Below are 22,412 nucleotides of genomic sequence, written 5' to 3'. Positions count from 1 at the left end.
GTATAAGGTCTGCCCAAAACGCAAAAGCTATGAATTATGCTCGAATATTTTCACGATCAAGCTCATCAACTCCTGAAGATAAGAAGAAAATCACCGATACAGTAAACATTTCCAATGAAGCAAAACATTTGCTCTTAGTCAGCCCATTTTCCTCTACTGGAAGCACTACTATATCCGTAAGGGACATTGAGGAGTCACTTTCAAATACAACTTCTTATGTCGAAAAACATTTGCAAGCTCTTTATTCTAAACATGGACTTTCTCCTGATTCCAAGATGGAATTCAGCGTTGGTCATGATGGGAAAATTTTAATCAATGGCGGAAACTCTGTATCAGAGACTCTTGCTGAAGAAATTAATGCTGATAATGAATTATCAAATTCAATTAGAAAAATGTCGGCGGACACATCCTTATTAGAAGCAATTAACAAGCATGAAGAATTTGCAGCAGCCTACGATAAAGATCCGATTGCCGCTGTTAAACGCTACGGCTATTTACTTGAAGATGGCCATGATTACCATGTTTTATTTTCAATGCAGGATAGACATATTAATACAAAAGTATTATACATTTAGCGTTTACAAACAATTAATAACTCAATTTTCAGGTTTAAAAATGACTGACTAACTTTCGTTTTTATAACAAACCGGCGCTTTTCAATGCAGTTTACATAGTTGCATCGAAAAATGCCGTTGCAGTTTTCTCACAATGGCTACCAAGTTGTTTCAAACGATTACCGGCAAGCGTCATTATTCTATAAAGCGCCTCAATAAATGAAATGTTGAATACTTCTTGGCATCAGGCATAAAACAATCCCCCAAAGTTTTGTCAAGGCTCATTTAAAAATGAGCCATTTTCGATCAAAAAAAATGAGCCATACCGATTCATTTTTTGACCCTCCTTTATCCATAAAAGCATTTTAACACTGTAAAATTGTCATCATGAATAACGACTGGGCTCACGATATTTAAAACCTGCTTTTTTCAAAATTTCTTCCAATACGATTCCTACCTCCCTCCCTTGCTTTCAGTTGATCCAGCATCCATTTCTGGATGCGAGCATTCACGTGGACACGCTTAAGATGAGGAGGTAATTGGGGTTTAGGTTTTCCACGGTATCCACCACGTTGAGTCTTCATGTCATCCTTTTTTGTTTTTGTAAAACCATTAACAAGCTCAGTAATAGTCACCGAAGAGTGCCCTTTCAAGATATTTTACATATTTATAAAATTCATTTACGGCTTGACAAATTAATACTACTGTATTAATACAGTTGCATTAACACATCTTTAAAAGGATCACCTATGCCGGAAATTAAATCAAAAAGCACTCAAAAGAAATTATTTGAAGCAGGCATCAAGGTATTCGCAGAAAAGGGATATCGGGACGCAACTGTTAGGGAAATCTGCAAAAAAGCAGGGGCCGCCAACATTAATGCGGTTAATTATTATTTCGGATCCAAGGAAAAACTGTACCGTGAAATTCTAGATGCCATTTTTTCCGCTTATGATCGATTTGACCGAGAGGACTGGGAGCAAAAAAAACCCCAAGAGCAGCTCAGATCAATGATTTCAAACTTCTGCGCCATGCTTTATAAGAACAATGCGTTTGCCTCGGACATTACATCCATTTTTATCTCCGAAATGACCCAGCCCTCCCCGTTCATCGAGGAGCTGGTGGATACCTATAACCGGCCTCGAATCAAGCGGCATTTAAAAATGTTCCGGGACCTTTTGGGAGAGGGTACGACAGATGACATGGCCCGGGACTGCCTGGTGTCTGTGGCCGGGCAACTGCTTTACTACAGTTTTGCATGGCCGGTTTTTTCCCGGCTGTTTCCAGATTATTCTGCAGATGAGAGATTTGAACAATGGGCCGCCCATGTATATGACTTTTCTTTGGGAGGCATTGAGGCGGTACGAAACAACATTCTAAAAAAAGAGGAGAACATCCATGGGGATTAAGCTTGTATCGCAGCCGTTTATGGAGAATGCTGTTAAGACATCCGGTCTGGAGGATTTCGGGGGGGATACCTTTAAACAGGGCCTGGAAGCGCTGATCAATTCCCTGAACAATGACCTGGACCTGGCAGAAGGCACTGCCGGGTATTTTCAGCAGATGATCACCCAGATCCTTGTCAACCGGCTGCAGGTTACCCAGTTGATAAAAGATCATCCTGAAATTCAGGGTGAAGAAATTAAGGCCCCCATTATTATCGTGGGATTGCCCAGGACCGGCACCACCATTACCCAGACCCTGATGGCGTTGGATCCATTGTCCCGGTTCCTGAGAAATTTTGAATCCGCAGGTGCTGTTTGTCCGCCGCCCCCTTTGTTGCCCCACATGCCTGATCCAAGGATCCAATCAACTTACGATGCCATGGAAGGGTTATTTTCAATGGAACCTGAGCTGCGGGGCATCAACGGCATTAATTTCATGGCCCTGGGCACCGCAGAATGCCAGAACCTCATGGCCCACGAATTTGTCCATGCGGGCTGGAGTGCCGGGTCCAGCCTGTTCGGTCATGGCAATTGGGTGGGGGACTGCGACATGACCCAGGCCTATGTCTGGCACAAACGCCTGCTCCAGGTGTTCCAGTGGAAACTACCCAATGAGCACTGGGTGCTCAAGGCACCCCTTCACCTGTTCGGCCTGAAGCCCCTATTAAAGACCTATCCCGACGCCAGAATCATATTTACACACCGGGATCCATTTGAAGCCATGGTGTCCGGTGTCAGCCTGGTTTCCCGTTGGACGCAACTCACCACTGGTCAGGTGAATATTCCGGCCATAGCGGACTGGTATCCTGCCCTTTGGGTTAAGGGCCTTGAGCGGGCCTTAGAGGTTCGGGAAGAATTGAGGGGGGAACAGGTTTTTGATGTGTTTCACACAGATCTGAGCCAGGATCCGATAGGATCCATGAAAAAAACATACGAACATTTTGATATCCCCTTCAGCCGAACGGTCCAAAAACGAATGCAGGTCTGGCTGCGGGACAATCCCCGTTCAAAATTCGGCAGCCACTTCTGTAATGCATCTGAACTGGGAATGGACCCGGACCTGGAAAAAGAACGATTCAGTTTTTACCTTAACCGCTTCAACCTTACAGGAAGTAAATAACGATAAGAATACAAAATTATTTTAGTGTGCTTTTCATGGGTTTCACATTGGGTATAATTCTTTATTCAGTGCGCCGCAGGTGCACTGAACGCATGGCTAAGCCGCCATACCCGCGGCTTTTGGATGGGTATGGTCGGTCTTTAGCCTTTTGTTGGACTATTCAGAATTTTCGATTTAATTAGCAACAACATATCCGATATTCATTATTCCCATTTCTCCAAAATCCATTTTAATTAACTCTTTAGACTTTATTGTGAATCCACACCTCTTTATTAGTTCACAAAGCCTCTCAAGGGTGAATAGATGAAAAGATTTGTGCCCTGATTTTTCTGACCATGTTTGATAATTGTTCAGGCTTTCCTTTGTTTCGGCATGGCAATATGTTGGAGTGATCAGCAATCCATTTGTTTTTATGACACGTTTTGCCTCATTAATCGCATCCTCCGGTGTTTCCATGACATGTAACGCGTTTAGTATAACGACAGCGTCAAATAGATTGTTTGAGAAAGGTAATTGATAAGCACTTCCTATATGAAAAGAAATGTTTTTTATTTTTTCTGTCTTTGCTTTTTCCTTGGCAACGTTAATCATTTTGGGTTCAGAATCGAGCATATCAACATGTTGAGTGTAATTAACCAAACTAAATGAAACTTTTCCCGTTCCCGCTCCAATATCCAAAACTCTGGGTACAATACCAATATCTGTTTTTATTTTTTCTAATAATATATCAGATTCTCTGCCTGTCTTTTTATCATACCGTGAAGCGTTGGTAGCCCAGTATGAATCTTTTGATAAAGTCATAATATCAAACTCATATTTAGTATGGATTAATTTTTAGTCAAAAATATATTTGAACATCAAGTATCACATATTTTTCCTTACACCAGAATTACTTAAGCAACCTCAACTCTGTTTCGTCCATTCTGTTTTGCAACATATAAAGCATTATCTGCATATTTAATAAGTGAATCAATTGAAATATTTTCATTATTCCATCTTCCGGAGATACCTATACTAACGGTTATTTTGATTATATTTCCGTCTATGTTCAGAATCATTTTTTCAACTATCTGTCGTAGCCTTTCAGCAATGTCTGTAGCAACGTTACGGTTCGATTTTGGCATTATCATTATAAATTCTTCACCTCCGAATCTTCCAAAGTAGTCGATTTTACGTATATTAGCCAAAATAGTTATGGCAAATTGTTTCAAAACTTGATCTCCACACTGATGCCCCCAAGTATCGTTTACATTTTTGAAATAATCAATATCAAACATCAAAACAGAAAATGGAATATTCATCCTGATCGAACGTTGCATCTCCATCTCAACTTGAATCTTAAGCTGTCGCCTGTTAGCAACTCCGGTCAAAGGGTCGACATTAGCTAATTTTTCAAGCTTTTGCATCAACATTCGCCGTTCAGTAATATCATGAAATGTAATAATTATACAGGCATCACTCTTATTTACCGTTTTAATAGATTTAAATGATAGCTCAAAAAAGAGACTATCAGTAGTATTTTCTATTATCTCAATCTCTGAAACAGAAATATTTTTAACAGCATCTATTATTTCTGGTCGATAAATAAAAATTTGTTCTATATTTTCCCCTATAGATTTATCATTGATTTCATTAAACAATAAAGAACATCGTTTATTAAAATCAATAAGTTGAAGATCAGAATTAATAATAATGATTGCATCATTCATTTCATCAAATATAACTTCTCTCGCAACTGGGATAATATTAAAAAGAGAAAATCGATAGATAGCAAATGCATAAAAAATTGAGCTAATTGTAAACATATAAGGATTGATATCAAAATATTTCGGACCGAGTCCTCCCAGATAAATTATCAAAGCAAACCACTGAATAGTCAATGAAGCGATAATCAATAATGACTGCATTCGATACACAAATGCTGTTTTTGAAAAATAATTAATAAATACAACTGTACAATAACTCAACGCATAGATAAGATATATAATATGTATGAAATAAAAAAAACCTGCCTCAAAACTCAACATAGGCCCCATATGGGAATTAAATATAGCAGGATTTTTATAAAAAAGATGATGATAATGATTTGTCCATCTAGCGATAAATGAAATAACAGGAATAATAAAAAATATCAAACATCTAAAATTAGTTACTTCTTTCTCATAACCCGTATAGCATAAAGTAAATACTATTAATAACCCAGGCAAAAAGGGTATCCCGATATATTGAAATTTAGACCAAAAAAGCATGGATTCCAAGTCCACACTCATCAACTCAAATGCATAACCAAGAGCATAAACAGCAGCTGCTGCTGTAAAAAGTGAAAAAATAAAATTTAAGGGAGTAAATTTAAGTCTTAAACTATAGATACAAAGAAAAAGACAAAGAAAAAAACTTACAAAAATCATTACATGTGTCAATTCTATATTCATAAACTAAATATAATTATCATCAAGTGTAACTTATATTTTTTTACTATAACTAAAATAAACATTAGATAACTTATGGAATAATATTTTCGAATCCCTCCGATTTATCCGGGTTGATCATAAGATGGTCCATTGTGACTACTCGCCATTTTCATTCTAATTTTTGGCCTTGCGGGCAAAGGCATATTTCCAAGAAGCCATTCAAACATGTTGTTTGAGTGTCGTACGCGGGACACCGTTGTATTTGGCAAACCCTCGCTGGCTGAATTTGTCTTTGCGGCTTTGGAAATCGATAATTTTCTTGGAGACCTCGTCTCTGGCCCACCTCGTTTTGAAATTTGCTTTTTGAGAAGACTCAGAGTGTGTATCACCATGCTCGGTCTGTTGATCCTTTCTTTAGAATAGTTGTTGTTGCTGCAATATCTATTCTCAGACCGGGCTCTCTTTGTCTATCTATTTTTTTGCTCTTCAATCACTTTTTTTAAATTTTGGGGACACCTTGTGGCCCATTTTATGATCAACCCCGATTTATCTATATTTGATAATATAGAAATATCTATCTAAAGTATTTCATTAAAATAAAAAACTAATGCTGAATTACAATAATTTTTAATATCTTACTCGTTTTTATTGATTGCTAACGCTTGCTTAAATTGCTTTTTTCATAGTGTACGAAACGGCGAAAAAAGTCAGGTTGATACTTTTGTTCGACATCTGCTCACAAAGCACGTGTTGTTTGACTCGACAGTTGCTCGACAAGATACTCAAGGGCTTTTTCTAGCTGTGCGTCCTGTCCGGCGCAATAGCGAATATCAAATGGAACTTCAATGTCTGGTGGAACACCAATTCCTTCCAGATTAACACCATCTACTAGGGCGCTTTGCACTGCAAGGAAAAGGACGGTACCATTGGACAATGGAAAAAGCCGGCCTCCAAGGAAATGCCCCGGCGTCCGTTCTCCAATGACTTTTACCTGTTCATATCTTCGCGCACCATGTGCCAGTAGTTCTTTTCCACTTCGACTATACCCGTTAACCAAGTAAACCGCCTGCTTTCGCCATTGGGAATCGAAAACAGTTACCGTGCCATCTCGGTGATGCATCTTGAGGATCGGAATATTCGTATTAAAGATATTAAGATAAGATGGTGCTGCCCCACCTAAGCCATATCGCAAATCAATGATCAACGCGTCGGCTTCTTTCAATTTACCCCAAGTAAGGGCATTCAGTAATTCCTGCTGGTACTCATAACCCGCGTAAGAATAAATATGAATATAGCCAATGCGCGTTTTATTCCGTTCAATAATCCGGACACTGGATTTTTGTGCTTCCAACATCTCCTGTTTGGGATTAACAAGCGCAGGTTGCATTAAAATCGTGAATGGCTCGTCCATCTGTTTTCGTCGGATTTTAAAAACGACATCTTCCCCAATATATGAACGAAGTGAAGCGATTGGCAAGTACGATTTACCATTGACGGACAGGATTTCATCACCCTTTAACAGCCCTGCTTTCTCGGCTACACTTCCAGCAAGTACAGAGGCAATGTACAGGTGTTTCTCGATTTCCTGGGTTAAAATACCGACTGATGGATACAACACTTCTTTACCATCGAATAGTTTGCCGATCTCTGGAATTTTTGAAAACAATGCACATAGCTGATAATACTCATAATCATCTGGCGTTAAATAGTATGTGTGAGAAGCATTCAACTCGCCAAGCATGGTATTCACCAAACTGGAAAACGTTTTTTGAGAAGACATATTTTTTAGCTTTATACGATAGTCGGCTTTAATTGCAGAAAAATCCTTGGCTATTTGGTCAGGATTATAAAAATGCTCTTCAACAATGTTAACGATTTCTTCAAATAAAACAGAATAGGAGCTATGGTTTTGTTTAGCTACTGCAGGTGAAACTCGTACAATAATGAGGCACATACTCAAAACAAATAGGATGAGTTTTTTCATAGTAAGGTCTATATAATCCGTTTTAATTAGTTCTTTTTTCATTGTCGAACGCTGAGGTGAGGGGCGCCGCCAGTAACTTATGCGGAATTCGACTCCCGTTCACGGCGTCCCTTCTACCGACTTGTTATCTAAAATATTCAGCATTATTATTAACCACTTACATACACAAATTACAAAAAGTTTTCTAACAAAAGGTTCTTCTATAACGGAATAACGGCTCATACTTAAAACCAAAATCCTATCAGGGCACCTTTCGTGCTTCCCATTGTTCCATGCACTTTCTAAAAATATGGGGGTAGACGATGAAATGACGGAATGGTCGGATACAGTTCATGTAAAACACGCTGAAAGCGTTCCTATACTTAATGTACACCGCAAGACGGACCTTCCACTTCCCTTCTCCCAAAGGAGACCAAGCATAATGCATTAATGCATGCTCGGTTGAATTGGAGAGTTCATGGAGCGTTTCGTCCTCGAAGGTATACACTGACCTAAAGTTCATATAGTCTCTCGTTGAGATGTCCATCGCGCGTTCCAGAGTGTCTTTCTCAAGATCGCTTTCCAGCTAACGTTATGAATTTTATCCTCCGTCCCGTTTCCGCAAAAAGACATCTTCCGGCTTGAAAATAAAGTATGACATAAAATTTTATCCGTCCCTGCAACAAGGGATGGTGGATAAAATTCTGTTGAACTTAACCTTAGATAGGTGTACCAAATATATATGGGGATTGTAAATAACTATCAGGAATATAAAAAACAAAATTGGCGGCCCGAGGCCAGCCAAAATGGGATTTGCTGACATATTTATGGGCATTATTCAACCTTTTATAGAGGAGCTGGTAGTTGAGGTCGAGTGTATGCTCACCTGATGTTGGTTTGCCGATTTCTGTAAAAAGGCTGGTATAGATTTCGTACTGGGTCATGCCTTCTACATGAAGGCTATTCTATTCATGGAGGTAAGGCTAAAAATGATAAGATAGACTCTCGTAAAATAGCGGGTCTGCTTCGTGGCGGCATGTTTCCTCTTGCTTATGCCTACCCCAAGAAAATGCGAGCAACGAGAGATCTTTTACGAAGAAGAGATGACTAACTGAAGCACTCGCAGATTTACCCGCCTGGGCCGAATTTCAAAACAAGATCAGTCGAGGTCTAATGTCTTATACCTGATCAAGCACATCCCTAAGAATAGTGGCGATAGACCTTGCAACAATCGGTTTATGAATTAAGGCCTTAGCATTGATTGCCTTTATTGTTTCATGAGACATTTTTCTACTATAGCCGGTACTCAGGATCACAGGTATATCCCGTCTGATTTTCATCAGCTCTACCGCTAATATATTGCCCGGCATTTTGGGCATATTCGTATCAGTCAAAACCAGATCAAAATCGTAGGGTCTTGCTGCAAATAGCTTCAGGCTTTCAACACTGTCATTCATAACTGTTACTTCATACCCCAGCCGTTCAAGGATTTTTCCTTCTGCTCTTGCAACAGAGATCTCGTCGTCTATGAGAAGAATCCTTTCCGTTCCTCTTGGGAGAGCATTGGACTCATAATTCAAGGATTTTTCACCTTCAGATGTTATCGGCAGATAGATTTTGAAAACAGAGCCTTTACCAGGTGAACTTGTAACTTGGATTGCTCCGCCGTAACTCTGCACTATTCCGTGCACCATAGAAAGCCCCATGCCCGTGCCTTCCCCTGGCGGTTTCGTTGTAAAATAGGGCACAAATATTGAATCAATTATATCCTGGGGAATACCGGTACCAGTATCTGAGACTATCATTTCGACATAAGCCCCAGAGGCATGTTGCATCCCGATAGTGTTCTCCTTGCCATCAAGAACGACATCACGAATGATGATTTCAAGAGCACCACCATCCTCCATTGCGTAAGTGGCATTGGTACAGAGATTCATCATAATCCGATGAATCTGGACAGCATTTCCTTTGACTAACGCAGTGGAATCCACTTCTTGTCGTATTTCAATGGAAGTCGGGGTTGATGAGCGTATTAATTTTAAAACCTCTTTTGCTATCTGACTTATGCGAATCGGTTTTATTTCTTCATCGGCTGGACGAGCAAAGGTAAGTATCTGGGAAACAAGTTCTTTTGCTCGTCTTCCAGCTACATAAATCTCGTTAATATCATCCCAAAGCGGTGTCTGTTCTTCAACTTGGGACAAGGCAAGCTCGCTAAAACCTAGAACAGCAGAGAGTATGTTATTAAAATCATGGGCGATGCCGCCAGCCAGTTGTCCAAAGGCTTCCATTTTCTGCGCTTGTACCAGTTTTCTCTGTAATCTTTCCTTTTCCTTCTGCCCTCTGATGAGTTCCGTAATATCGTATATCACAGAGTACAACATGGTTTTCCCATCAATCTCGATCGGACCGCTGCTGACCTCCACGTCGCGGATGGAACCATTTGCCAGCTGGTGCTGAAAATGATAATGGTCAAAATTTGTTTTAGAAGCCCATTCCCAGATCGCTCTCAGCCCTTCCTCCGGCATGGTGTTTATTTCGGAAATTTTTTTTGCAATCAATTGCTCGAACGACCAACCGTAAAAACGAACCGCCGCAGCATTCGCATTAACAATCCTGCCGTTATCCGGATCTATGATAAGCTTGACAATGGGACTATTTTCAAACAAATCTCGATAGCGCTTTTCACTCTCAATTAAGGCGTTGTGCTCTCGCGCCAAACGCATACTGTAGTGGGCATTTTCTATAACGGATGGTAGCTTGAACAGATAACCCTGGGTTTTAGTAAGATAGTCATAGGCCCCCATCTTCAATGCCTTGACTGCTATCTCCTCATCACCTTTTCCGGTTATTAAAATAACTGGTATTGCATTATTTGTTGAGAGCTTAATCTCCTTTAATATCTCCAGTGCATTCGCCTGTGGAAGCCTATAGTCAAGGAGTATCACGCCATACTGATCTAGACATCCTGTCTGCTCTATTATCTTATAGAAATCCTCCACACTATAGACTGGGTCCATTTGGATATGTGGCGTATAACGGGCAATATGCCTACAAGTCAGATCAACATCTGCCTGATTGTGTTCAACATAAATGACTTTCAATCTTTCTACATCGTAATCTTTAGCCTTGCGGAAAGAAGTAGAAGCATTTTCCAGGAACTCTGGCAATTTTTCCAAATAACCTTGTTTTTTAACAATATAGTCATCCGCACCTGCTTTTAACGCTGCAACAGCAGCGTCCTCATCACCCTGCCCGGTTAATATCACAACTGCAACAGGTAGAGAATGACCTCTTATGTGAGATAGAATAGCAATACCATCACCATCTTGAAGGTGCATGTCTGTCAGAACCAGATCATATTCCGAAAAATCCTCACGTCGAACAATTTGCAGTGCTTCTGTTTGACTATGAGCTATATCGATGAATATCGTAGGAGAGCTTTTTCTAAGTCTCCGAATTGTTAAATCAATATCAATCTGATTATCTTCCACATACAATATTTTCATAGCATTCTCGGTAAAAGGGTTGTTCCCAGCCAATACATTTCAATTTCTGTGGCAACCTCAACAAATTTTTCAAAATCAACCGGTTTGACAATATATGAATTCGCACCATATTCATATGCTGTAGTAATATCTGCATCCAGTGAAGAACTTGTCAGGACGACAATCGGTATATTTCTTATTCCTGGTTGCTCTTTATATTTTCGTAAAACCTCGAGCCCTCCTATCTTGGGGAGCTTCAGATCCAAAAGGATAATCAGCGGCAACGGTTCTCCTGCCTCCCAACGGCTAAGCCATGAAATGGCTTCCTCGCCATCTCTTGCAATATCCAAAGGGTTCGTTAAATTCTGTTTTTTGAATGCTCGCCGGGTCAGGTCAATATCAAGGGGATTATCTTCTACCAATAAAATCGGTTGGTGCGAATTTCTCTGTTGCTTCATCCGGTCAGTCTCCCTTCTTTTTTTTGACACTTTTGGGAATTTTAATGAAAAATGTAGCCCCTTCTCCACGTGAACTCTCTGCCCAGCAACACCCACCAACCCGCTCAACAGCTTTCTTTACAATAGCCAGCCCGATACCTGTCCCCGGATAATCTTCGGCCCTATGCAACCGCTGGAATATTTCAAAGATACGGTCAGTATATTTTTGGTCGAAACCGATCCCGTTGTCTTTGACCCACAAAGTCCAGTAATTCTCATCATCTTCCCCGCCTATTTCAATTGTTTTCGGCGGCTTCTCACGGGAAAACTTCACGGCATTATCTAAGAAATTGGTAAGAACCTGCCTCATGGTAGCCATATCTGATTGCATATTTTGAAACGGCAGGTTTACTGACACATCTATCTGTTTGGTTTCAAAATCAAATGTTCGGTGACCGATCAATCCGTCGATCAGCGCGCGCAGATCGATTTCCGCAGGTTGAACTTCCCTCCTCTCCATTCGTGAATAGGCAAGTAGGTCTTCAATAAGCTGATTCATCTGAGCCGCACTTTGGCGAACATTGTTCAAAAATAATCGACCTTCCTCATCAAGCTTATCGATGTAATCTTCCTGAAGAAGCCGACTGTAGCCGTCAATACCTCGCAAGGGCGCTTTCAAGTCATGACTCACCGAATAGGTAAATGTCTCCATCTCCTTATTTTTGGCTTCAAGAGCCTCAGTACGTTGGCGAACAAGTTCCTCAAGATGTTCACGGTACTCTTTTAGCTCATTTTCATTTTTTTTTCTCTCTGTAATATCCTTTGAGACTGCAAGCAAAGCTTTTTCACCATTAAGATTAAAAATAGTTGCAGACAATAGCCAGTCTAGCGTTTTTCCGTTTTTATCAACCACTTGAGTCTCATAATTTTCAATATATCCTCTCCCATCTATTTTATCCTTCAGGTCCTTTCTATCATCAATATCTTTCCAAAGCTTGCGAGTAGAGAAGTTTTGGCTGAGGACCTCCTCCCGGCTATACTTTAGGATTCTCGCAAAACCATCATTAATATTAAGAAAGCGTCCATCGGAAAGCCTGGAAATAGCCATTGCATCTGGGCTTGTCTTGAAGGCAAGCCGAAATCTCTCTTCGCTCTCCACTAAAGCCTTTTCCACTCTTTTCCGATCACTTATGTCCAGTATAGTGCATATAATTGGCCGTTGTCTTTTTTTTTGTTTAAATGCCGTTGCGTTAATTAAAACATCTACACGTTCTCCATTTTTATGCTGCCAGCATGTCTCGACAGAAGTGACACTATTTTTTTCGATCAGATTATGTATATTCTGGCCATTTCTATCATATTCTTCGTCGTCGGGGTACAGCATTCGTGTGGATTTATTAAGTAATTCAGATTCACTATAACCAACAATACTCATTAGCCTCTGATTGACCCAGGTAAACTGACGATCCATGACTATACCGATACCTATTGGTGCTGCCATATGGATGTTTTCCAGAATCTCTTCTTTCTCTCGGAGTACGTTTTTGGTTTTTTGCAATTTCTCAATAAGTCCAGCCATCTTGACATTTTGATACGCAATTTCAGACAATTGATTAGCCATGGTAAAAAGAAACCGGGCAACAAGGTCGAACTGCTTTCGTGGCATTATCGGTGTTTCCCGAAATGCATCAAGCATTACCGTTTCATCCACTCCGATCTCCCGAGCATACTCGCGCATCCGCTCCTCTGTTTGAACGTCATCACGGACCTGACCTATAAGCCAGTTAGCAATATGCTTTCCCCCGACAATGATGCCCGTACCGGCATCGTATAACCCGCTACTCAAACAAGCTTTTATAATTGGGCCTTCCGGATGAAATTTCCCAATCTTCGCATCCGAATCATAGCAATTTTTCTGACCCTTCTCCGTCTTGCGGATTACATCGCCATATAATCTACAGAAATTACTAGGTTTTGTTATCGGTGTTCCATCGGCATGGGTAATAATGGCTGCGACATTGACAGCACTGGCAAACTCGTCCTGAAGATGCTGTATATCTTCAATTGAGAATAAATCTTCAAAGACAATGTTTTTCTCATCCTCTACAGACAGTGCCCTGCTCAAAGCTAGTCTGTCACGTTTGAGTTGCGCATTTTCTTTTTCCAACTCTCTTACCCTTTTAGCCATGTTTTTATACAATCGTTGTTTACTCATTGTATCCCATGCGTTTTGGGGTGAATGCGAATGTGCGACTTGAGAGAGTTAAGGTATTCAAGCAATCAATCGTTGATTGGCTTTTCAACCGGCCTTAACCCACATATTTTATAAAAAAAGAAGGCGAACCCGCACAAATCCTCAAGAGCCTTCCATGGTCCTTTGCTATCGGGTAGGTCAGGGGCTTTCCAGCCCCTTTCCCCCCTCAGAACCGTACGTGACAGTCTTCCGTCATACGGCTCAAGCATTTCTAAGGCTAGGCTTGCGGAACCGCCCGGTTGGTTTCTTTTACCTATGCTGAAATTCACAGTTATTTCATTACATATTTTCTCGATTGCTGTAACGGGAACGCCCTTTGGTTTTACCCATCTTGCCCGGAAGATCAGTGTGCCTTGCGGTTTCACCTGCCGAATACTCCCGACGAAGATACGGGGTTTCCACGTTCCACTCTATTGCCAATTAGTGGATGACTTAGGTCTGCCCTCTGCACCGGCGGTACATCATCTCCGTGCAGGCAATTACAAAACCTGCAATCTGACCGCTCACCTTTTGGTCCAAGCTTATCAGCCTCTTTAGCTTGTTCCCTCTGACGGTACTTACAGAACATTCAATTAATTTGACCATATCATCCAAACCCTTGCCCTCACCCGGAATGAGGCTGCCAAGAGGGTATCCGCCTCACGGCTTTCACCCCTTACGCAATTGCGGAATTCGGTACTTTGTCGGTTGGGCTTCACACCGTTACCGGATACACCGGAAACTGCTTGCCACCAAGGTACCGGCAGGAGCGGTGGCTGTCAAGACACTTGTCGCATTTTTTGAAATTTTCTTCTCTTACAACTGAAACCCATTACTGGATTTCACCCAACAGGGACTTTCACCCTGCAAAGTGCGCCGAGCTTTGCTCGGTGCGATAACGCAGTTTTCAGGAGCGTGCGCGCTTTTTGCGCGTCCCTTGCAAAACATGGTTATGCTCAATTTTTTCTTTAATCACATGCAAAACCTTATTGGCAAAAAGAGCATGAAATGGCTTGATAATAAACCACCATATTTTTTCCTTAAAGGTTGGATTCTCTGCAATCAAATCAAAGCTAAGCTCTGTCACACCGTCGTTTGAATGCAAGGAATATCCTGTCTGGCAATCGAAAAAGACTGATTTTAAGGAAAACCAATATTTCATCGGCCGTTCAAATTCTGTCAGAGTAAATGGCCCCATTGTATCACCCACATTTAGTTTCAGCACATCATCCGGCCTTCTAAGATTTGCTGCCGCCCAAGCTGAATTTAGACCATCTACTAAGAGGATTCTTATGAAAAAGAACGGTTTGGTCTCAAGGAATCTGTAAACAGGGAATTTGTTAGGCATCCTGTCAATCAAGTCAAAGATAGCATGGGAAGGAGCCTTGATTTGGATTTGTCTTTTATCTTGTATCATGCCTTTGCCTTCGATTAAGTTCTTTGCATAACTTTTTACATCACTGGAGAAACCCGATACATGTTTGCTGTTGGGAATTACTTGAAGTGAGTGTCAAACCAAAATTCACCCATATTTTTATTTTGCTTGCATACCCACGAACGAACTGCCCGGCATCAGGTCTGATACTCTGACGGTTGAAAATCCGCTTTCTCTAAGCTGCTCCCTGAGTCTCCCCGGATCAGGCAGCAATGTGACCCCTTGAATGGAAGCGTTGGCCATATTCAGGTTGGCCGCCCCGAAATCAGAGTCTTTTCCCTGCATGTTCATGATGATAACAAGGCTACCACCGGGTGCCAGTCTGGATCGCAGCGTTTTGAAAAGTTCGGGACGCTGTTCAAGTGGGAAATAGTATACAACGTTAACCAGGGTAATCAGATCAAAATGGGGTATATTCTCCGGCAGATCCCTGATATCCCCCTTGATAATCTCAAACCTCTCCTGAAGTTCCCACTTTTTCATATTCTGCATCGCCTGCCTGGCTGCGGCTTCATCGACGTCAATTCCCAAGCCGGACAGATCCGGATTAATTTGCGAAATGCTTTTTAAAAGAAGACCTGATCCGCATCCGATGTCCAAGACCCGCAATCCCGGAACCGTTGGCACGATGTCCGACAGAAACGTATTGATCACGGGGTCTGAGAGTTTAGAAAATCTGGCAACAATATCACCGACCCATTTAAGGTCATCACCCAAGGCAGCGCCTTTCATCCTGGCTGCAGCATGACGGTATGAATTGTTATAATAAGTCACATTGGCCTGAATTATTGCTGACAGGGTATCCCCGTGTGCACCAACCATTGCCAGAGATCTTTTACCCCTGATACCATAGCGATCCATTTTGCAGTTCAGTTCTTTAATAGAAATACCGACTTTGAGCAAGGCATCCAATATGTCCGGGTTTTTAACCTCCAGCTTTTCAATCAGGTCGTTCCTGGAACAAGGGGTTCTCAATGCCTCAAGAAGCCCGGATTCAACCGCAGCGTACAAAAAGTGATATCTGACGATCCTTTTAAAGTCTGAAAACACAGGAAAAAGCCCTGGTATTTTGAATGTTTTAAAGAACGAATACATATATTTTAATTGCATTTTCTTTCCCATTAATATCAAAGGGTTTGCCCCACACCGGTCAGAAGCTGATCGAGCATTCCTTTCAGTGTGTCTATCATGGTTTCTACATCGACTTCGGAACTGTTTAGTCCTTCATAAAGGACAATCAAATAGTGGGAGAAAAAGGCCCTGGCGCACAGAAGGGTATCGGCTTCGGGCCGAATCTCCTTTCTTTTCTTTGCCTGTTCCAGCATATTGCTGATCAGAAGAACGAATTCAAAAGCTTGTGTGGTCAGTTTCCCTCCCCATTCCCCTTTTACAAACCAAAGTTCCTTTAATAATGTCCGGGACAGATCAGGGCGTTTTGAATAATAGGTGTAAAAAAACCGGGCAAGATGAAGAAATCTGTCACACATATTAGCGTCTTTGGGCATGCTTTTCATGGCGTTTGCCTGGGTGGAAGTGAGATCTTCCAATAATGCGGCAATAAGCAGTGATGACTTGTCTGGGAAATGGCTGAAGACCGTTCCGACACCCACACCGGCCTGTGTTGCGATGGCCCGCGTGGAAGTTTTGTCAAAGCCCAGCTCATTAAAAAGCTCCCGGGATCTCTCAAGGATGATTTTTCGCGTCTCCTCTTTTTGTATATGCCTCCGACTTCCGATACTGGTTTCTTTACTATCCATTGTTCCCTTCAAAAATGGTGATGATGAATGCGCTCATTCACTGAGCATGCTCAATTTAACAGAATTGTTTTTTTAATGCAATTAAAAATGAAAAAGAAACATCAGGGTTAAGCAGGTTGTACTTCACACCATAGCGGGTGAGTTTTTGATTTGGTGGTGTGGGAGCATAACGTGGAGTTCTTCGGGAACCGCGTTTTTCGCGATTTCCAAAGGAACGGTTTGTTATCCATTTTTACCGATAATCTCATGACCGTATGAATTGTCGATAGAACACCGCCAGACGTCATCAGGCGATTTATTGAATACATATGTGGCTTTACGTTCAGTGGCAGGAAAACCTGGACCAGATACGACAGTGTTTGCCAACACCAAAGCAGTATCTCCTGACTCTATAATTTCCATACCATTTTGTTCAACTTGCAATCCATTTTTGAAATATACCGCTATAGCCTCAAAAGCTTTACGAATTTCTTTTTTACCTACCGCATTCCGACCTGGTTCTATAACTAAAATAGCATCATCCGTATAGATATCCATGAGCACGTCAAAATTCTCAGCAACGATAGCTTTGTCTGCCTTTTCGATTTGAAGCTCTACTGGGTGCCGATTCACTTTTTCGTTTCTCCTTTATGACATAAGGCTTGGTTCAGGGGTGCATGGAGCGCAGCGGAATGCATCCCCTGCACCCAGATGTTGTGTGCCGGGCACGGCACACGTCTTAAGGGTGAGCCTACACCTTAGCATCATGAAGGTCAAGGCAAGTCCCAAACCCAGCCTGATGGAGGCGGGTCGAAGACGCGAAGCCACGGTATAGTGTTATCACAACGGGGTACCGGTGACGGTGCTTCGGAAGGCAGTGGTTCCGCCGAGGCGGAGCAGCACAAAAGGAGTCCTATCCCGATCGCTATGCTATGGGATTGTCTGAATCAAACCCGCTTTGCCTCCCTCTATTATATTATTTTTTTGTTTTTCTGCTAAAACAGATCTTTAGTAAAAATAGTTACCCTATTACGTCCATCTGCCTTACTTTTATATAAAGCGGCATCTGCATTGGCGATAAGTTCAGCTGGATTAGATGATTTATTCGGGATGGCCATGGATATGCCAAAACTCATGGTTACTATATCATCGACCATTGACCCTTTATGCGGAATGCTGTTATTTCGAATACGTTCTTTTGCAGCCAGACAGATTTTTCTTGCACCATCAGAATTGGTGTTCGGTAAAATGATTGCAAATTCTTCGCCGCCATAGCGAACGGCTACATCTGATGGTCGTCCAACGGACTCCCCGAAGGCCCTTGCCACCGACCGAATACAGTCATCGCCTTTCAAATGCCCATAAGTGTCGTTATAATTTTTAAAAAAATCTATATCCGCCATAATCAGAGAAAGGGGTTGATGGCTTCGGTTCGATCTTTTCCATTCTATTTCCATTACCTGATCGAAATATCTTCGATTGTAGAGACCGGTAAGTCCATCACGTTCAGACAATTCTTCCAGCTTTCGATTTACCGCCTGCAATGCTTTTTCTGTATCTGATCGAGTTTTTTCGTAATAAAAGGAAAAAAAAGCAATGCAAGCATTTAAAAGCAAAACATTGGCTATGCCGACTATGGGTAAGGCTCTTTCGCCTGACCCATATTTTGACAAAAATATCGTGCTTATCAGAATATAAAAAATCAAACTAAAAATTATTCCTTTACGTATTCCAAGCAAAAATAACGCTAAAGGATAGAAAAGTGATGCCCACACAAAGACTGTCAGATGTGTTTGGGGAAGATAAAAGGCATATAATCCAAAAAGAGCTGATGAAATAATGAAGACCCAAATTGCAGTCTCCATGATCCGAATATTGCGTGAAAGGAAGTAAAGCAGAAATGAAAATGTTATGAAAACCAAGGCTTCAACGGCTGAGAGGATGTAAAGTCCTCTGGAAAAATTTATGAAAGTAAACGTACCACCAACAACTATCATTAAAATCAAGCCAGCTTTTAGAATGGTAAGTCTTCGTAATTTGTGAATATCAGCAGTACTGGCAATCAAGTTTTTTTTAATGGGAGTCTTTTTATTCATATGTCACTTTACATTCTTAATCCCTGTTCTGATGAGCATTCGTCTCTGAATGCTTTATTGGAGCGAACACTTATGTTGAGCGGCACGCTCTCAGCAGCAACCATGTACCCTTCAGAGTTCAAAAGCGTGTCCGCTCCAACTTACTGTTCAAGTAAGCCGCTGCGCGGCAGATCCGCCAAGACTTCCGCCTCCATGATGTTTCCCAATATAAGGAGAAACTGGCTGACGTAACACGATTTTAAAGTAATTGTTAAATCCATCCTCCTTCCCACCGGAGGTTGTCCCACTTCGGTGGGATCCCCTTCCCGAACTATTCAAAGCAAAACCCTTATGGCAAAAAAATTGGATTTGGCTTCGGTGCCGGGCTTCTTGAACAAAGGATTGAATTTAACCTAACAGGTTGACACAATCCTAAAGGTTGTGCAATGTTTTTCTATTACAATCATGAAAATAATGTATAATCCTACCTCAGCCAAGACAGGGGGGCTACAAGATATTGTACCCGTCCCCATCCCCGGAAAAGCAAGCATTTTTAGACATAGTCTATCGCATGTGACTCGCTGAAATTTCAAGATTGAATAAAAAAAACTTTATAGAATCTCATCAAATTACTAAAAAGTCTTGATTTTTATTCAACAGTAATGTTATACGGCATTTTTTAACATTGGAGAATTAATTTGCGACACCACATTGCTGCCAAACAGAACTATTATTATTACGGGTATTACATATCCGGCTGCCGTGGTGTTTCTTGATCTAATTTAAAAACAAACGAAAATTCAATGCTGCAGGCCGGAAGTGTCTGCAGCATTTTTTATTTTAAAGGGCTGCAACACATTTCCGGGTTGCAGCCCTTTTTTTATTTTTAATTACATAGGATTATCGAAAAATGAATGTACTGGACATCCTGAAAGAACGTGGCTTTATTGACAATCAAACCCATGCAGCAGAGCTGGGATCCTACCTGAACAAAGAGGGGGGAAGCTGCTATATCGGTTTCGACCCGACTGCGGACAGCCTCCATGTCGGTCATCTGATTCCAATCATGTCCCTTTCCCATATGCAGCAAAACGGCCACCGTCCCATTGCCTTGGTAGGTGGGGGAACAGGCATGATCGGAGACCCCAGCGGCAAGACTGAAATGAGGCAGATGATGACCCTGGAGACCATTGACAAAAATGTTATGGGTATCAAAAATCAATTGTCAAAATTTATCGATTTTAAGGACAACAAGGCGCTTTTAGCAAACAATGCGGACTGGCTTGCCACCCTTGACTATGTCCCCTTTCTGCGGGATATCGGTAGGCATTTCAGCATCAACCGGATGATTAAGGCGGAAAGCTACCGTCAGCGCATTGAATCCGAAGAGGGGCTCAGCTTTATCGAATTCAACTATATGCTCCTCCAGGCCTATGATTTTCTCAAACTTTTTGACCGCCACCACTGCATGCTCCAGATGGGGGGCAGTGACCAGTGGGGAAATATCTTGGCTGGTGTAGATCTGATTCGAAAGACCAGGCAGGAAACCGTATTTGGAATCACTTTCAAACTAATTACCAAAAGCGACGGCAGTAAAATGGGGAAGACAGCTAGTGGGGCTGTCTGGCTTGATCCCGAAAAAACCTCTCCTTATGACTATTATCAATTCTGGATGAATACTGATGACCGGGATGTGGTTCGGTTTCTCTCTCTTTTCACCTTTCTGCCAATGGCTGAAATCGATCACATCTCCTCACTTTCAGACGCCAGACTAAACCAGGCCAAAGAAATCCTCGCATTTGAAGCCACCTGCCTGGCCCATAGTAGAGAAGAGGCTTTAAAGGCAAAGGCCGCAGCAGCAGCAGTCTTTGGCAGCCGCGAAATTTTTGATGAGATATTACCATCCTCAACCATACCGAGACAGGGGACGGCTGTTTCCCCAAGCACTCTTCCCACCACTCAGGTCTCCATGGGAGAACTGGCAGATGGAATCCCGGCTTATCAGCTCTTTCATCGAACAGGTCTTTCCAAAACAGCTGGAGAGGCCCGGCGCCTGATAAGCCAGGGCGGGGCATATATAAATGGAGACAATGTGACGGTTTTTGATCTGCCGATCTGCGCCGATCATCTTATAAACCATGAAATTATCCTGAGAGCTGGCAAAAAAAGGTATCACAGAATTAAGATTTAAAACGATAATCGAATTTCAAATAGAATCAGCTCTGCTTTGAAAAAAGCTTTGCTGATTCTGAAAAATATAGAGTTACTCACTGAGCAAATTATTAAATCTTACAACAATTGTATGGATGCTTCTCATTAAACCCTATCTATGATGGTATGATTGAACGCCTTCTCTGAAATTATCTAACCACCATATATTGTGTTTGCTTTGAAAAGCCAAAAAATGCGACAAGTATCTTGACAGCCACCGATCCCGATAGCCCTCTCTTTGCGGTTTCTACCAAAATAATAATCTCTTGATAAATCACAGTTATTAAATACTTTTTTCTTTAATTTTAGTAAGTTCAAACTTATTCTTTAAAATATTATCAAGTACAGATATTGGAAAAAGTTTTTTTAACAGTGGAATATAGAAACTTTTTTTCCCGATCCGAACAATTGAAGGCGAATTCTCTTTCATTGAAATGGAAACAAGTTTTCCTGCAAAATTTTCAGCAGATGTTGCATCTATTTGAGAAGACTTAGCACGTTTTCTAATTGAATTCTCTAAAGAATGATACCATGAATTTTTTTTGAAGATGCCTGAATATAATGTGTTTGCGGTCTCTCCAAAATTGGATGCAATTGCTCCCGGCTGTACTGAAATAACACGAATCCCGAATGGGGCAAGTTCCATTCTTAATGCATCTGATAATGCATGCAAAGCTGCTTTCGATGCACAGTAAGCTCCGGAAAATGGCGTTGTTACAATACCTGAAATGCTTCCAATGTTTATAATCAAACCTTTTCCCCTCTCTTTCATTCCGGGTACAACTTTTTGTGCAATGACAACAGGAGATATGACATTTGTCTGAAACTGCATTATAAAATCATTTTTGGGAATTTCAATAGATGGTCCCATAAGACCGTATCCTGCGTTATTGACGAGTATATCAATATGCTCTTCTTTCTCCAGCACAGAGCTTATAACTTTATTAATCTCATCCTCATTGTTTACATCAAGAGAATAAGTTGAAATTCCTTTTTTCTGTAACTCTATAAGTGAGTCAAGTTTCCTTGCAGTTGCAATAACGCAAAAGCCGCATCTATGAAATTCCTTTGCAAGAGCTTTTCCAATACCTGATGAACATCCAGTTATCAGTACAACTTTTCTTTTCATTTTTCTGGCTCCTCGCTGTTTCATTTTTCTTTTCCAGTACAGTACAGAAGGCTCTCGCGGTAGGAACGCCAGTTACCCAGCGCCCCCCGCACAAACCCGGACGTGCGGTTTTCCCGCATCCGGTTCCTCGGTTATACTCGCTTTCGTGTAAGACTTTTGTTTATGTAAACACCCA

Annotated in this window: 18 protein-coding genes and 1 pseudogene; 5 read left to right on the top strand and 14 right to left on the bottom strand. The window is 41.4% G+C overall.

Annotation, left to right across the window (positions count from 1 at the left end; genetic code table 11):
• The 3 genes from ACYQ2M_RS22370 to ACYQ2M_RS22360 form a co-directional block, all read left to right on the top strand.
• Window positions 1-575: hypothetical protein (locus ACYQ2M_RS22370; protein WP_459918618.1), on the top strand; the 575-nt coding region annotated here is incomplete at its 5' end.
• Between the two features lie 728 nt (window positions 576-1,303).
• Window positions 1,304-1,963 carry a TetR/AcrR family transcriptional regulator gene (locus ACYQ2M_RS22365; RefSeq protein ID WP_459918617.1) on the top strand — a complete coding sequence of 220 codons (660 nt, stop codon included), beginning with the start codon at window positions 1,304-1,306 and terminating at the stop codon, window positions 1,961-1,963.
• Window positions 1,953-3,119: a sulfotransferase family protein gene (locus ACYQ2M_RS22360; RefSeq protein ID WP_459918616.1), complete on the top strand. Its 1,167-nt coding sequence runs from the start codon at window positions 1,953-1,955 to the stop codon at window positions 3,117-3,119. Before ACYQ2M_RS22365 ends, ACYQ2M_RS22360 begins: the two co-directional genes overlap by 11 nt.
• A gap of 174 nt (window positions 3,120-3,293) precedes the next feature.
• On the opposite strand, the gene ACYQ2M_RS22355 is transcribed toward ACYQ2M_RS22360, so the two are convergent.
• From ACYQ2M_RS22355 to ACYQ2M_RS22340, 4 genes are all read right to left on the bottom strand, one after another.
• Window positions 3,294-3,920, bottom strand: coding sequence for a class I SAM-dependent methyltransferase (locus ACYQ2M_RS22355; RefSeq protein ID WP_459918615.1), 627 nt, complete (start codon window positions 3,918-3,920; stop codon window positions 3,294-3,296).
• 92 nt (window positions 3,921-4,012) lie between these two features.
• Window positions 4,013-5,551, bottom strand: a complete 1,539-nt coding sequence (locus ACYQ2M_RS22350) for a histidine kinase N-terminal 7TM domain-containing diguanylate cyclase (RefSeq protein WP_459918614.1) — start codon at window positions 5,549-5,551, stop codon at window positions 4,013-4,015.
• Window positions 5,552-6,266: 715 nt separating this feature from the next.
• Window positions 6,267-7,556, bottom strand: a complete 1,290-nt coding sequence (locus ACYQ2M_RS22345; protein WP_459918613.1) for a S41 family peptidase — start codon at window positions 7,554-7,556, stop codon at window positions 6,267-6,269.
• Window positions 7,557-7,755: 199 nt separating this feature from the next.
• The gene (locus tag ACYQ2M_RS22340; RefSeq protein WP_459918612.1) at window positions 7,756-8,040 is read right to left on the bottom strand and encodes a DUF2867 domain-containing protein; all 285 of its coding nucleotides are present in this window, start codon (window positions 8,038-8,040) and stop codon (window positions 7,756-7,758) included.
• A 286-nt stretch (window positions 8,041-8,326) separates the two neighbouring features.
• Between ACYQ2M_RS22340 and ACYQ2M_RS22335 the strand changes: the two are divergent.
• Window positions 8,327-8,595, top strand: a pseudogene (locus ACYQ2M_RS22335) (IS110 family transposase); the annotation flags it as partial.
• A 76-nt stretch (window positions 8,596-8,671) separates the two neighbouring features.
• Here the strand turns inward: ACYQ2M_RS22335 and ACYQ2M_RS22330 are convergent.
• The 9 genes from ACYQ2M_RS22330 to ACYQ2M_RS22290 form a co-directional block, all read right to left on the bottom strand.
• Window positions 8,672-11,002: an ATP-binding response regulator gene (locus ACYQ2M_RS22330; protein WP_459918611.1), complete on the bottom strand. Its 2,331-nt coding sequence runs from the start codon at window positions 11,000-11,002 to the stop codon at window positions 8,672-8,674.
• The gene (locus ACYQ2M_RS22325) at window positions 10,999-11,439 is read right to left on the bottom strand and encodes a response regulator (protein ID WP_459918610.1); all 441 of its coding nucleotides are present in this window, start codon (window positions 11,437-11,439) and stop codon (window positions 10,999-11,001) included. Before ACYQ2M_RS22325 ends, ACYQ2M_RS22330 begins: the two co-directional genes overlap by 4 nt.
• Before the next feature lie 4 nt (window positions 11,440-11,443).
• Window positions 11,444-13,633, bottom strand: a complete 2,190-nt coding sequence (locus ACYQ2M_RS22320; protein WP_459918609.1) for a PocR ligand-binding domain-containing protein — start codon at window positions 13,631-13,633, stop codon at window positions 11,444-11,446.
• A 65-nt stretch (window positions 13,634-13,698) separates the two neighbouring features.
• A complete protein-coding gene (locus tag ACYQ2M_RS22315) occupies window positions 13,699-14,037 on the bottom strand; it encodes a hypothetical protein (RefSeq protein ID WP_459918608.1) in 339 nt (112 codons plus the stop codon).
• Window positions 14,038-14,558: 521 nt separating this feature from the next.
• Window positions 14,559-15,068 carry a hypothetical protein gene (locus tag ACYQ2M_RS22310; RefSeq protein WP_459918607.1) on the bottom strand — a complete coding sequence of 170 codons (510 nt, stop codon included), beginning with the start codon at window positions 15,066-15,068 and terminating at the stop codon, window positions 14,559-14,561.
• A 117-nt stretch (window positions 15,069-15,185) separates the two neighbouring features.
• Complete coding sequence (locus tag ACYQ2M_RS22305; RefSeq protein ID WP_459918606.1) at window positions 15,186-16,196, bottom strand: SAM-dependent methyltransferase; 1,011 nt, start codon at window positions 16,194-16,196, stop codon at window positions 15,186-15,188.
• A gap of 17 nt (window positions 16,197-16,213) precedes the next feature.
• On the bottom strand, window positions 16,214-16,843 hold the full coding sequence (locus ACYQ2M_RS22300; protein WP_459918605.1) for a TetR/AcrR family transcriptional regulator: 630 nt from the start codon (window positions 16,841-16,843) through the stop codon (window positions 16,214-16,216).
• Window positions 16,844-17,065: 222 nt separating this feature from the next.
• Window positions 17,066-17,455 (bottom strand): YybH family protein, encoded by a 390-nt coding sequence (locus tag ACYQ2M_RS22295; RefSeq protein ID WP_459918604.1) that lies wholly within the window; start codon window positions 17,453-17,455, stop codon window positions 17,066-17,068.
• Window positions 17,456-17,817: 362 nt separating this feature from the next.
• A complete protein-coding gene (locus tag ACYQ2M_RS22290) occupies window positions 17,818-18,918 on the bottom strand; it encodes a GGDEF domain-containing protein (RefSeq protein ID WP_459918603.1) in 1,101 nt (366 codons plus the stop codon).
• A gap of 889 nt (window positions 18,919-19,807) precedes the next feature.
• Between ACYQ2M_RS22290 and tyrS the strand changes: the two genes are divergently transcribed.
• A complete protein-coding gene (gene tyrS / locus ACYQ2M_RS22285; RefSeq protein WP_459918602.1) occupies window positions 19,808-21,088 on the top strand; it encodes a tyrosine--tRNA ligase in 1,281 nt (426 codons plus the stop codon).
• A gap of 303 nt (window positions 21,089-21,391) precedes the next feature.
• Here the strand turns inward: tyrS and ACYQ2M_RS22280 are convergent, their stop codons facing one another.
• Window positions 21,392-22,237 (bottom strand): SDR family oxidoreductase, encoded by an 846-nt coding sequence (locus ACYQ2M_RS22280; RefSeq protein ID WP_459918601.1) that lies wholly within the window; start codon window positions 22,235-22,237, stop codon window positions 21,392-21,394.
• Window positions 22,238-22,412 lie beyond the last annotated feature (175 nt).

Source organism: Desulfocicer niacini (assembly GCF_054657595.1).
This window is presented reverse-complemented; position numbering and strand designations above follow the sequence as displayed.

Excerpts from the sequence above, each read along its gene's own strand:
- ACYQ2M_RS22365 (WP_459918617.1), top strand. The coding sequence starts at position 1,304 with ATGCCGGAAATTAAATCAAAAAGCACTCAAAAGAAATTATTTGAAGCA.
- ACYQ2M_RS22360 (WP_459918616.1), top strand. The coding sequence starts at position 1,953 with ATGGGGATTAAGCTTGTATCGCAGCCGTTTATGGAGAATGCTGTTAAG.
- ACYQ2M_RS22355 (WP_459918615.1), bottom strand. The coding sequence starts at position 3,920 with ATGACTTTATCAAAAGATTCATACTGGGCTACCAACGCTTCACGGTAT.
- ACYQ2M_RS22350 (WP_459918614.1), bottom strand. The coding sequence starts at position 5,551 with ATGAATATAGAATTGACACATGTAATGATTTTTGTAAGTTTTTTTCTT.
- ACYQ2M_RS22345 (WP_459918613.1), bottom strand. The coding sequence starts at position 7,556 with ATGAAAAAAGAACTAATTAAAACGGATTATATAGACCTTACTATGAAA.
- ACYQ2M_RS22340 (WP_459918612.1), bottom strand. The coding sequence starts at position 8,040 with ATGGACATCTCAACGAGAGACTATATGAACTTTAGGTCAGTGTATACC.
- ACYQ2M_RS22330 (WP_459918611.1), bottom strand. The coding sequence starts at position 11,002 with ATGAAAATATTGTATGTGGAAGATAATCAGATTGATATTGATTTAACA.
- ACYQ2M_RS22325 (WP_459918610.1), bottom strand. The coding sequence starts at position 11,439 with ATGAAGCAACAGAGAAATTCGCACCAACCGATTTTATTGGTAGAAGAT.
- ACYQ2M_RS22320 (WP_459918609.1), bottom strand. The coding sequence starts at position 13,633 with ATGAGTAAACAACGATTGTATAAAAACATGGCTAAAAGGGTAAGAGAG.
- ACYQ2M_RS22310 (WP_459918607.1), bottom strand. The coding sequence starts at position 15,068 with ATGATACAAGATAAAAGACAAATCCAAATCAAGGCTCCTTCCCATGCT.
- ACYQ2M_RS22305 (WP_459918606.1), bottom strand. The coding sequence starts at position 16,196 with ATGCAATTAAAATATATGTATTCGTTCTTTAAAACATTCAAAATACCA.
- ACYQ2M_RS22300 (WP_459918605.1), bottom strand. The coding sequence starts at position 16,843 with ATGGATAGTAAAGAAACCAGTATCGGAAGTCGGAGGCATATACAAAAA.
- ACYQ2M_RS22290 (WP_459918603.1), bottom strand. The coding sequence starts at position 18,918 with ATGAATAAAAAGACTCCCATTAAAAAAAACTTGATTGCCAGTACTGCT.
- tyrS (WP_459918602.1), top strand. The coding sequence starts at position 19,808 with ATGAATGTACTGGACATCCTGAAAGAACGTGGCTTTATTGACAATCAA.
- ACYQ2M_RS22280 (WP_459918601.1), bottom strand. The coding sequence starts at position 22,237 with ATGAAAAGAAAAGTTGTACTGATAACTGGATGTTCATCAGGTATTGGA.